The sequence below is a fragment of the Butyricimonas muris genome (assembly GCF_046365375.1).
Lineage (GTDB): Bacteria > Bacteroidota > Bacteroidia > Bacteroidales > Marinifilaceae > Butyricimonas > Butyricimonas muris.
This window is the reverse complement of record NZ_JBKEIT010000013.1, coordinates 95,490-108,086: the sequence shown is the minus strand read 5'-3', so window position 1 is coordinate 108,086 and position 12,597 is coordinate 95,490. Positions and strand designations below refer to the sequence as shown.

Sequence of the window (12,597 nt, the reverse complement as noted above, 5' to 3'; positions counted from 1 at the left end):
GTAATTTATGATACGTGTATTAATATTATCCTTGTGTGTGGCTTTTTGTTGTGTTGCCTGCGAGGAGACGTTGCCCGGTTACGGTAGTGGCTGGAGGGGAGTGCAGTTTGTTTTGAATGAAAGTTCTCTTAATCCTAATGTTTACAGTTATTCGTTCGTCGGGAAAGACGAGAATCTGGCGTTGGATACGGTGTGGTTTACCGTGCGTCCGCAGGGGATGTTGCCAAAGGAGAGTAGCCGGATTAAATTGGAACAGTACGAGGGGCAGGAATGGGTATATATTTATGGAAATGATGGTTTGGTAACAGACTCTGTTTTACGGGTACTTCCTCGTCAGGCGGAAGCAGGCGTGCATTATGTTTCTTTTGATGACGAGCGAATGGCTGAACATTTGGTTTTAGAACCGGGGCAATTGGAAGCCCGGATTCCGGTGATTGTGTTGCGGGACGAGTCTTTGCGCGACACGACGTACACGCTTTTTTTCCGTATCGCGGATTCCGAGGATTTGACGGCGGGAGACGAGGCGCATAGTAATATCGTGTTACGGATAGCGGATTGTATATCAAGACCGAGCGCGTGGGATGATTGGTTTTTTGCCGGGTCGTGGAGTCGTGTGAGGCATGAGTTTATGATTCGAGTGACCGGAGAAAATTGGGATAATACATTCATCGAGTCGTTGACTAGAGAAGATCGGAATTATTATTTGTATGTTTTTAACCGGGAGTTGAGGTTGGAAAATGCCGAGCGGGCAGAACAGGGATTGCCGCCTTTGAGGGAAGATCCCGATGATCCCGATTCGGAATTGGTATTCCCTACTGTGGCTTATTGGTAAATGATAAAAAGAAAAGATATGAAATATATATATATTCTGGTGATAGTCTTGATGGCGGGACTCTTGTTGACGGGTTGTTATGACAAGGAAAACACCATTCATCGTTTGCCGAATCTGGCGATCGGAAATATAGCTAACGGTTCAGTGAAAACCGGGGAGCCGATTCGTGTTTCTCCCACGTGTACGATGGGAGGAGAGGAGGTCGAGTGTACTTATAACTGGTATCGTTATCACGGTTCGGAGGCGGAATTGATTTCGGAGGATTCCCGGTTGGAGTGGCGGGTAGATACGATCGGTTCTGTCACATTGCAAGTGGAAGCGACTCACGTGGAAACGGGGATTCAAGCGCTTCTTTCGTTTTCGTACACGATTGTTCCCCGAATTGACAGGGGATGGTTGATTCTGAAGGAAACTGTCGACGGGAACACGGATATGGATCTTTCGCTGGTACAAGCGGATGGGACAGAGTTCGCCACGGATGTGTTGTCGTTGGCTTTGGGCGAGCCGATGCGGGGGCGTCCGGTATCGTTGCTCAGTACGGATAATTACCTGTGGTATAACCCGGAAACGGGAAGTGCGGAAAGGAATCAAGTGTGTTTGACTCCCGTGAGCGAAAAGGAGATTTTGATGTATCGGGTAGCTGACGAGAATATATTGGCGAGGAACGAGGATTTGTTTTACGAAGTTCCGGATTTTACATCCGGAAATATGGAGGCTTATATGAAATTGTCCGGTTCGGCGAGTTTAATATATGGCGGTCAGGCTTATTTGATGCAGGGGGGGGCGGCTGCTTTTATGCCCTCACTTTTGGGGAATTACCATCTTGCTCCTTATCTGGTGTGTTATGGATATAGTAATCCGATGTTGGTGTATGATGAATTGAGTTCTTCTTTCGGGTTACTTCAGGCTTCCGGTAATATGTCGACGACGATGGAGATAAAATATTTCGATAATGCTTATCGTGATCTTGATGAATTACGAATTTCCCCGAGCGGAATGAATGCCGATTTGATTTATATGGGGCAGACGGACGGGAGTGTAGACCCGGAACACTTGACAAATTATGGAACGGCTTACGCTTTGATGCGGAAGAAGGATGATCGAGAAAATTTGTTGTTGTACGGATTGACTTCCTATGAGTGGTATAGTGGGACTCACGGACCTATTCGATTTGCCCGGGAGATACCGGTATCCCGTTGCGAGGCTTTTGCCTCGGCTGATTTTTACACGATGCATCAGACAAGAAATCAAATCTATTTTATCAAGGATAACCGACTTTCTTACTATGATATTGATAATGATTCGTTCGTGATGGATGTGCATACTTTCGAGGGAGAGGTGACTTATTGCAAGTATATCGCTAATAATTATGACTACAATGAATCTACGTGGAGTCCGCCCGTGTATGATAGCCGTTTTGACCGATTGGTAGTGGCAACCTCTTCGGGGACGGGCTACACGATATATTCATTCAATTGGTCAGTGAACGGCGGTTTGACCTTAGTGCCGGATTTGGAGATGAGGGGCGAGGGGAAGGTACGTTTTATGTTCTGGTATACTTCCAATTGGAGGCTTTTTAATAATATTTACAGGTATAGTTAATCTTGTCAAGACGGTTCCCGCGGGTGCGTGCGGGTGCCGTTTTTATTTAATTTTTACGGTAATGAAAAAGATTTTATATGTCATTGCAGCATGTTTTATGCTGCAAACGGGGGCTTTTGCCCAAACGAATTTTGAGGAGTTGGCGCTGGATAAGGCTTTGGAGAAAGCGAAAACGGAGAAAAAGTTGGTGTTTGTAGATATGTACACCTCGTGGTGTATGCCCTGCAAGTATATGGCGAACACGATATTCCCGAAGGTGGAAATGGGGGAGTATTTGAATCCCCGTTTCGTGTGTTTAAAGATAAATGCAGAGGAAGGGGAAGGCGTGGATGTTGCTAAGAGATACGAGATTGCGGCTTTCCCGACATTTTTGATTTTGAATACAGGTGGGGAGGTGCAACACCGGATTGTCGGGGGAAGTGAAACGGCTGCCGATTTTATCAAACGGGTTGCCGAGGGGTTGGATGAGGATACGGCTATCGGGGTGCTTGCCAAGAAATACGAGGCAGGAGATCGGGAGTCGATGTTTTTGGCAAAGTACGCTAAGGCTTTACTGGCGGTAGATGATCAGAAGGTGTTTGAGGTAGCGGATTTGTTGCTTAAAAATTTGAGTGATGCTCAGCGGGTGGATACGGCTTATTGGTTCGTGTACGAGCATCCGGCATTGACCCCGGTAGGTTCCCCGAACATGGAGTATTTGTTGGCGAATGCCGTTCGTTTCCAAAAGAGCGTGGGAGAGGAACGGGTGAACGAGAAGATCGCGACAGCTTTTGATGTAAAGTTGACAAATATGATTACGGGACGGGACAAACAGAGCGGAGTGGAGGCTATTGACGCTATCGAGAAAGAGATGGAAGGGTATAAGTTCCCGAGTAAACCCCGTTTGAAGATGTTTGCCGAGATTGCCCGGGCCCAGCGGAGCGGGGATATAGAGAAGTTGTTGACAACTTGCGAGAAGAATCTTCCGCGGATTGAACATGAACATTTATTGGCGGCTTTTTTCCCGTTAGCATTGACGATCAAAGGTAAAGGGGATGCCGGGCAGCAGGAACGAATGCTGGCGTTGGCTAAAAAGCTTTTGGCGGAAACGACGAATGATAAGTTTAAGTTTGCACTAGGGAATTTTATCCCGTATGCATTAGAGAAAAAGTAATCGGATGGAAAGACGTTATTTTAAATGGTTAGGCTTTAGTTTGTTTGTCCTTTTTTGGGGAATGAGTGGAAGTCAGGCGCAAAAGGTGGTTTACCGGGATTATGGCCGGTTGGGGTGGACGATACTCGATTCGTTGAAACGCCCGGGGGCAACTTCTTTGTTCAAGGGGATGAGTACGTTAAAGCAGGAGTGTCAAACGTTGGCGGAGGGCACACCGGTGGATATGAAGGCTTGTCCTGCCGGGAAACGGGAATTGAAGCCGGGGGAGATTGTCGAGAAGAGGCGGGAGAGTGTGTTGATGATGTTCAAGTATTTGCGTGCCACGACACGTCCGGAGGCGATTGAGCCGTGGGCAACAGCGGTGGTGTTGTCGGAAGACGGGGTGTGCGTGACGAATTGGCACGTGTTTTGGCAATTGATTGATACTGCGGCACGGTTGGATTTGCGGGATAGTCTTCTTTTCGTGGCGACGGAGGCGGGAAAAGTATATTCGATAACCTCGATTCTCAGTTATAGCCGGAGCGGGGATTTGGCTTTTTTCAAGATTGATACCCGGGGTGACAGATTGGTGCCGATGCCGATAGGACAGGATATCGCGGTAGGGGAGAACGTGCATGCTTTAACGAATCCGGCAGGGTATCCCTACGTGTACACGACCGGGGTAGTATCCCGCACGTTTACAAAGGAGGCGGGCAATCCCTTTGGAAACCGGGTGGAGATTACGGCGGATTTTGCAAAGGGTTCCAGCGGGGGACCGATTATGGATGACCGGGGAAATATGATTGCCATAGTGTCGTGCCTTCATCCGATATATTATGTAGACCAACAGCCGACGGATAGACAGATGGGGATAAAGGAGTGTATCCCGGTGAGTTCGATCGTGCGGTTGATGGGAAAAGAGCAAGTTGTGAAAGCCGGGAATGGAGTGGATACGACAGAATTGAAAAAAGGGGATAAATGTCCGGAGTTCGTGTTTAAGGATGCTCAAGGGAAAGAGCATACGTTGTCGGAGTTGAAGGGGAAGTATGTTTTTATAGACGTGTGGGCGTCGTGGTGTTACCCGTGTCGGAAGGAGTATCCCTATTTGCAGGAGTTGGAGAAAAAGATGGAGGGGAAGAATATTGTCTTTATCGGAATCTCTTGTGATCATATAGAATGGCGTTGGACGGGGGCTTTGGAAATGGGAAAGATGGGAGGTGTACAGTGGTGGATTGCCGGTAATGAGTCGTTTTTAAAGGCGTTCAGGGCAGACCGGATTCCCCGCTTTATATTGTTGGATCCCAAGGGACGGGTGTTGGAGTTGAATATGACACGTCCTTCGGATTCGGAAACGGAAAAGTATTTGTTGAAATTAAAAAAGATATAACGCGTGCTTTTTTGACACCTTCTCCCTTGCTTGTTTTTTTTGAATTAATTCACGTTATTTGCGCTTGTTATGATCACAGAAGAGAATATAGAGTACTTTGTGACCCAAGCGCACCGGTATGGTGAGGCAGGGTTGATGCTTTGCAGTAGCGGGAATTTGTCATGGAGAGTCGGGGAGAAGGCTCTCGTTTCGGGGACGGGTTCATGGTTGCCTGTTTTGACGGGGGAGCGGGTGGCAGTATGTGATGTGGTGAGCGGGCTGTCGGAAAACGGGGTAAGACCTTCCATGGAGAGTGTTTTTCATTTGGGGGTTATGCGGGAGCGGGCGGACGTGAACGTGGTGTTGCATTTCCAATCGGAGTACGCGACTGTTGTGGCGTGCATGAAGGAGAAACCGGAAAGTTTTAACGTGACATTGGAGGTGCCTTATCACGTGGGGGAGATTGCTGTTATTCCTTATTATTGTCCCGGCTCACCGGAATTGGCGCAAGCGGTGATTGACGGTATGCGGGAACACGATGCGGTGCTGATGAGTAATCACGGGCAGGTGGTGTGCGGGAAGGATTTTGACGATGTGCTTCAACGGGCGTTATTTTTCGAGATGGCGTGCCGGATTATCGTTCAAAGTAGAGGTAGATATGAGGTACTTGGAAAAAAAGATGTCGAGAATTTGAAGAGATTACGTTTAAATTCTCGATAATTATTTGCATCTTTGTATTAAGGTGATGGGATCTGAATTAGAATTGGATATTGTAATTATGGATCATTTTATTGAAAATGTGAACAAGAAGCGAGAGGGAGCGTGGAGAGAGTTGTACAGGAGATTTTATCCTGCACTCTGTAACTATGCCTTGAAAATCGTGAAAGATACGGATGTTGCGGAGGATGTTGTTCAGGATTGTTTCATTAAAATATGGGATTCATCTATCCGGTTTGAAGATGGGTCTTCATTAACAGCTTATTTGTACCGGGCGGTATATACCCGTTCATTAAATCTGGTACGGGATCAAGGGTACGCTCAAGGACTTTACGAGAAATGGGGAGAGAAAGTGCTGGAGGAGCAGGAAGAGTTTGATCCAGTGATCGAGATTGCGGTGGAGGAAGATGTCGTGAACAGGTTCTACGCGATAGTGGACGAGTTGTCCGGGCAGCAGAAGGATGTGCTGTTGATGAGTATGAATGGCGATAAAGTGAAAGAGATTGCCGAAAAATTGCAGATAAGCGAAAATTCCGTTAAGACGCAGAAAAAGAGGGCGTATGCTTATGTTCGTGAACGTTTGGGTGAGGGGTGGTTCATTTTTTTGATTTTTTTTGTCACCCGTTTTTTAAAGTCATGTGTTCTTTAAATGAGAAGAAACATGAAATGATACGAGATTGGAAAAATATAGCGAATAGATCCAAGCGGGTTACGGATTATCTAAAAGGACTTTTTTTAGAAGAGGAAAGTTCTGACAGAGAATTTGTCGGTGATTCGATGGAGGAACGGATCGCCGGGAGGCTTTCCCGACCGGATTATCTAAAACAAAAGTATGAGGAACAGCGACGTTTTGATGCTGACGCGGCTTTCGGGAAATTGAGAAGGCGTAATCGTCGCCGGGTGATGATTCGGGTAAGTTCGGTAGCGGCTTCGGTAGCTGTTCTTTTAGGGGTGGTTTGGATGTTCCAAGTGGAACCGGAGCAACGGGGGAATGTGCCTTCAGTGAAAAAGGTGATTACTCCCGGGGAACGGAAAGCGGTGCTCGTGTTGAATGACGGGCGGACGCTTGACCTGAAAGAGGCTCGTTCCTCGAGGATAGAAACCACGGAAGGAGTTATCCATATTGATTCCGCGGGAGTGATACGCGGAGAGGAGGCAAGTGAAGTTGTCATGACGGAAAAGAGTTATAATAAATTGATTATTCCCCGTGGAGGAGAGTATCATCTGGTTTTGTCGGACGGTACGAACGTGTGGTTAAATTCCGAGACGGAGTTACATTTCCCGCTTCAGTTCAAGGGGGATTCCCGGCAGGTTTATTTGAAGGGGGAGGCTTATTTTGACGTGAAAAGTAATCCGGATAAACCTTTTATCGTGAACACGGCTGCCGGTGACGTGAAAGTATTGGGTACGGGATTCGACGTGGCTGTCTACGACTCGACCACGATGATCGCGACTTTGGAACGAGGGGCAATCAGTTACGTGCATGAGTCGCAACCGGAAATCGTGTTGCGTCCCGGGGAACAATTAACTTACAAGATAGGGAATGAATTACCTCGGGTCTGTAAGGTGAATACAAGATTGTACACGGCATGGAAAGATCATCTTTTCTGTTTCGAGGAACAGCGTTTATCGGAGATTATGGTCGTTTTAGCGCGTTGGTACGATTTGAAAGTGCAGTTTGATTCGGAGGATTTGAAAAACGTGGAGTTATCCGGAACGCTGGATAAATATTCGGATGTAAGACCGTTATTGAATTTATTCGAGTTAGGAACAAACGTGAAATTTGAAATAGAAGATAATGTTGTGATAGTGAGAAAAGCAAAATAAAAAAAGGGCTCGAAACAGAGCGACCAAACCATGTATCGAATCCCTTTTTGTTCTAAGTGTTAAACTTATAAAATCAAACAAAGTTATGAAAAAAAATCCACCCGAAGTGTGGGTACGACCACATTGTGTCAAAAAAATTTTTCAAGTGATGAAACTGACGTTATTTTTTGTGATGTTTTTCTTTATTTCAGCCAGTGCATTTACCCAAAAGGTGAATATCTCGGTAAAGTCCGATATGAATTTGAACGAGGTGCTGAAGCAAATAAAGAATCAGTCGGGAATCCGTATTCTGTATGATGCGGGTAAGACGAAACAAGTGCAGTGCCGTGAGATGAAAATCACGGAAATGGATGTAGTCGAAGCGTTGCGACAAGTGCTGAAAGATACTCGTTTCGAGTTTTTCGAAGAGGGAGGAGTGTATATTGTTCGGGAACTTGCCGTGCAACAGGCAAAGGTTATTCGTATTGTCGGAAAAGTGACGGACGCGAAGAAGCAACCTCTACCCGGTGTTACCGTTCAATTGAAGGGATTCCCGATAGGAACGGCAACGAATAGCACGGGAGATTATCAACTTTCGATACCGAATGCCCCGGAGAAGTTTTCTCTCGTGTTTTCTTTTATCGGTATGGAAGCGCAAGAGATTGTCTATGCCGGGAAGGATACGATCAACGTGGTGATGAAGGAGGATGTGGCGACATTGGATGATGTTGTCGTGACGGGATATATGACAGTAAATAGAGGTAGTTACGTGGGAGCCGTGACCACGGTAAAAGTGGACGATATCAAAATTGCGGGTATGACTTCTATTGATCAAATGTTGCAAGGTGTGGTTCCCGGTATGACAGTTCGGATGAGTACCGGGCAGGTCGGTGCTTCTCCGAAAATTAGGGTAAGAGGAACTTCCACGTTGTTAGGAAATAAGGAACCTGTCTGGGTGGTCGACGGCGTGATTCAGCGTGAGCCGATTCCAATGCAGGATGAGTTGTCCGGGGATATCGAGGATTTACGTTTGATTGTATCGAATGCTATCTCTTGGTTGAATCCGAATGATATTGAGACTTTGACAGTGTTAAAAGACGCTTCCGCCACGGCAATTTACGGCTCGCAAGCAGCAAACGGCGTGATCGTGATAACCACGAAAAAAGCAGAAACGGGAAGACTTTCCGTGTCTTACAGTGGGAGTGTGACTGTAGGTCAACGTCCTAAATACGGGATGTACGACCGGATGACTTCACAAGAAAGAATGCAATTATCCCAAGAAATCTACGAGGAACGGGTATCGTTCCCTAATTCGATATTGCCTATCGGGTACGAGGGACTTGTAGAGAAATTGAACAATAAGGAAATCACGGAGAGTGAAATGAAAGAGGAGTTCCGGAAAATGGAGCGGATGAATACGGATTGGTTTAGTATTTTATTCCGTAATTCTGTCAGTCACCAGCATTCGCTTAGCGTGACCGGAGGGTCGGAGAAAATTTCAAACCGGACTTCAATCAATATCTCCGAAACGCTCGGAGAGGCTATCGGGAATGAAATGTCGAATTTTTCCGTGAGTTCAAATACAACGATGAAGTTCCTGCCTACTTTACAAGCCAGTTTTTTGGTTAACGGGAGTTTGCGGAACACGGAGGGATTTGCTTATAATGTTAGTCCGTTTGATTATGCTTATAATACATCTCGGGTGATTCCTGCTTATAATGAGGACGGAACGTTGTTTTATCATGAAAAGGTAGGTGCCTCGAGTAATTCTATACCTTTGAAAAATCGGTATAATTATAATATTCTTAATGAACGGAATAATACGGGGAATGAAAACACGACGAAAAAGCTTTCTACTTCTTTGGATTTGAATTGGACGATTCTTCCGGGATTACAGTATCAAGGCGTGTTCTCCTATGGGCTGTCTTCTTCCAATATTAAATCGTGGGCTACGGAACAATCATTCTATATCACGAGTATGAGGGGATATGAGTTTGGTTCCGTGTTGGCGAATCAGGCGGAAGAGAAAGGTTCTCGTTTGCCTTGGGGGGGATTGTTGTACACGGAGGAATCATCTGTAAGGGATTATACTTTCCGGAATAGTTTGGTGTATGACAAGACGTTTAAGGATGTTCATCGTATGACTCTGCAAGCTGGAATCGAGATCGCATCGGCAAAAACGACAGGAACGAGAAACAAGAATTACGGTTACTTGAAATACCGGGGAGAGTCGTTTGCAAGTGTTCCGCTGATGTATACTCCTGTTGGGGCGTCGGCTAAAAATAATGAGCTTTATGAAGAGATGCGAACGAACCGGAAAGTGGTAAATCGTAAATCAAATTCTTTGAGTGAATATTTCACGGGTATATACTCGTATGATAATCGTTATGTGGTGAATTTTAACGCTCGTTTGGATGCTTCTAACCGATTCGGACAGGATCCGGATAAGAAATTCAGACCTACTTGGTCAGTCGGGGCTAAATGGAGAGTTGCTAATGAGCCTTTCACCCGGGGATGGAATTGGATTGATGGGTTGGATATATCGGCTTCATATGGTTATCAAGGGAATGCCGTGGAAAATGTTTCTCCTTATCTGATAGCGTCAGATGGTGGTTTCCATGAACAATATAAACAATATACGTTGAATATTAAAGGCTTGCCTTACGATAATCTGGGTTGGGAGAAGACGAAGAGTTGGAATTTCAGCGTGGATTTAGCTTTCTTGAATGGACGGTTGAACGTGTTGGCAAATGTTTTCGGTAAGAATAGCGACGTGCTTTCTTCCCGGGATGTACCGGCGGAGAATGGTATGTTGAATTCCGTGATTTTCGGTTCTAAAATGGAAAATAAGGGGTACGAATTAACAGTCAATGTCGTGCCTGTCCGGACAAAGGATTTCTTGTGGCAATTTTCCGTGAATACGGGTGTTACGAAAAATAAACAGACGAATAACGAGCGGGTGAATACCGTGGACGATTTTCTGAACGGAACTTGTATTGTCAACGGTGAGGCTTACTCGGCATTTTATTCATTTGAATTTGACGGGCTTGACCCGGAGAACGGAACACCGTTGTTTAAAAATCTGGATATAGATGACACGGAAGATTTCACGAAATTTTTGGTGTTGAGCGGTAAGGATGAACCGGACTTCAGTGGTGGTCTTTCCACTTCGTTCAGGTATAAGAATTTCCGTTTCCAAGCTAATTTCTCCATGCAGTTCGGGGGACAGGGGCGTATTCCGGACTTCTATAATACTTCCAGCCAGAAGGGACTTCCTTCTCCGGAACAAAATGCTTCCCGAAAATTGTTGAACCGTTGGAGAAATCCCGGGGATGAAACAATATATCCTTCTTTACCCGGGCGAGGCAGTACCACGGAACTGCGTTTGCCGACAAGCGGAGGAACATATAAGTCTCCTTATCAAATGTATAATATGGCGAATATTCGGGTAGCCGATACGGACTTGATCCGGTGTACTCAATTGTCGTTGTCTTATCAGTTTGGTGAGCAAGTGTTACGGGTGCTTCACGTGAGGAACTTGAACCTGAGCGCAAGTATGGCAAATCCGTTTATGATCGTGTTCGATAAAAAATGGAAAGGCATTGATCCGGAAACGGGAGGATGGCCTACCCGGCGTACGATGTCACTCTCGTTGAGTGCTGCATTCTGATGTTGAAATTGAAAAAAAAGAAGATATGAAGAAAAGAGATATATTAAGATTGGCTGTTGTTACAGTGGGATTATTTTTGAGCGGGGGATGTTCCGATTTTTTGGAAGAAGAATCCCAAGATGAAGTTATCCCGAAAACAGTGACGGATTTTAGTGAATTGCTCATGGGATCCGGTTATCCTTCCACGGCATATTATCCGGGCTCGATACTTGCCCAATTGGATGATGACAAGATGCTTGACAGGGATGGAGAAAATGTGCTTGGAAGTACTGGTGCCGAGGAGTGGTTTCCTGCCTTTACATGGCAACCGGATTTGTACCGGAGAGATGAGGGGACGCCTTTGGCCTCAACGGAATACTATATGTGGTACGAGCGGATCAAGGGATGTAATGCCGTGCTGGATTATATTGACGATGCTATCGGTACGCAGTCAGAACGTGAGCAAGTGAAAGCGGAGGCTTTGGCGTTAAGGGCTTATTATTATTTCTGGTTGGTAAACCTGTACGGGGAACCGTATAATTATAATAAAGAAGCGTTGGGAGTTCCTTTGAAATTAACTTCTACGGTGCAGGAGGAAGTCGGGGGAGTCCGCAACACGGTGAAAGAGGTGTACGAACAGATATTGAAAGACTTGGATGCTTCTGCCAAGTTGTTTGAAAAATATAACGTGGTGATTGGGAATTACCGGATGAATCTCCCTGCCGTGAAGATTTTGTTGTCCCGGGTATATCTTTACATGGAGGAATGGCAGAATGCGGTTAACGCGGCAAATGATGCGATAGAATTAGGACGGGGATTAACGGATCTTACTTTAGTGGATGAAAACGTGAACTATTGCATGAACAGTTATGATGTGAATGAGACGGTTTGTATTTTCGGTGCAAGAATAGATAATTATAGCATGGCTTACGTGGTTAGTTCAGATTTATTGAAGTTGTTTAATAGTAAAGACAGAAGGATAGGGATTTATATTATTGCTCAATATTCTGGGGGTGGAGATTTTACGGGTTGGCTAATAAATAAAAATGCTGCAGCCGGAGAGCCGGGACAGTGTTTGCGTCTGGCGGAAGCTTATTTAAACCGTGCAGAAGCTTATTCGCGGTTGACCGGAAAGCAATCCGATGCGTTGGCTGATTTGAATACGCTTCGTAAGCATCGTATTATGGATTACAGGGATGTATCGATTGCCGATCCGACGGCTTTGTTGGATACCATCCGGAAAGAACGCCGTTTGGAACTTTGTTACGAGGGACACCGCTGGTTTGATTTGCGTCGTTACGGGATGCCGGAGATTACGCATATTTATCAAGAGAGTACAACCAGTCCGGCTATGGTGTACACGTTGAAGGAGAAAGATCCGATGTACACGTTGCCATTACCGAGTAGCGTGATGGATAAAAATAAGGAATTGGTACAGAATGCTTCCGACAAGGAACCGCTGAGAGTGGGTGTTAGTATGTAATGATTTTAAA

Annotated in this window: 9 protein-coding genes; all 9 read left to right on the top strand. The window is 45.6% G+C overall.

Translation table 11 applies throughout. The annotated features are described in order from the left end of the window. Positions 1-7: 7 nt before the first annotated feature. Positions 8-832 carry a DUF4843 domain-containing protein gene (locus ACK8P8_RS19285; protein ID WP_369860215.1) on the top strand — a complete coding sequence of 275 codons (825 nt, stop codon included), beginning with the start codon at positions 8-10 and terminating at the stop codon, positions 830-832. An 18-nt stretch (positions 833-850) separates the two neighbouring features. Then, entirely contained in the window at positions 851-2,434 is a 1,584-nt protein-coding gene (locus ACK8P8_RS19280) for a PKD-like family lipoprotein (RefSeq protein WP_369860214.1), read from the top strand. Between the two features lie 61 nt (positions 2,435-2,495). After that, positions 2,496-3,587 carry a thioredoxin family protein gene (locus ACK8P8_RS19275; RefSeq protein ID WP_369860213.1) on the top strand — a complete coding sequence of 364 codons (1,092 nt, stop codon included), beginning with the start codon at positions 2,496-2,498 and terminating at the stop codon, positions 3,585-3,587. 4 nt (positions 3,588-3,591) lie between these two features. Then, positions 3,592-4,953 (top strand): trypsin-like peptidase domain-containing protein, encoded by a 1,362-nt coding sequence (locus tag ACK8P8_RS19270; protein ID WP_369860212.1) that lies wholly within the window; start codon positions 3,592-3,594, stop codon positions 4,951-4,953. Between the two features lie 69 nt (positions 4,954-5,022). Continuing rightward, positions 5,023-5,652, top strand: coding sequence for a class II aldolase/adducin family protein (locus ACK8P8_RS19265; RefSeq protein WP_369860211.1), 630 nt, complete (start codon positions 5,023-5,025; stop codon positions 5,650-5,652). A gap of 58 nt (positions 5,653-5,710) precedes the next feature. Further along, positions 5,711-6,298, top strand: a complete 588-nt coding sequence (locus ACK8P8_RS19260) for an RNA polymerase sigma factor (RefSeq protein WP_410026153.1) — start codon at positions 5,711-5,713, stop codon at positions 6,296-6,298. A gap of 17 nt (positions 6,299-6,315) precedes the next feature. Continuing rightward, positions 6,316-7,476, top strand: coding sequence for a FecR family protein (locus ACK8P8_RS19255; RefSeq protein WP_410026152.1), 1,161 nt, complete (start codon positions 6,316-6,318; stop codon positions 7,474-7,476). Positions 7,477-7,624: 148 nt separating this feature from the next. Beyond that, positions 7,625-11,125 carry a SusC/RagA family TonB-linked outer membrane protein gene (locus ACK8P8_RS19250; protein WP_255469495.1) on the top strand — a complete coding sequence of 1,167 codons (3,501 nt, stop codon included), beginning with the start codon at positions 7,625-7,627 and terminating at the stop codon, positions 11,123-11,125. A 25-nt stretch (positions 11,126-11,150) separates the two neighbouring features. Next, a complete protein-coding gene (locus tag ACK8P8_RS19245) occupies positions 11,151-12,587 on the top strand; it encodes a RagB/SusD family nutrient uptake outer membrane protein (RefSeq protein ID WP_186975876.1) in 1,437 nt (478 codons plus the stop codon). The last annotated feature ends 10 nt before the right edge of the window (positions 12,588-12,597 follow it).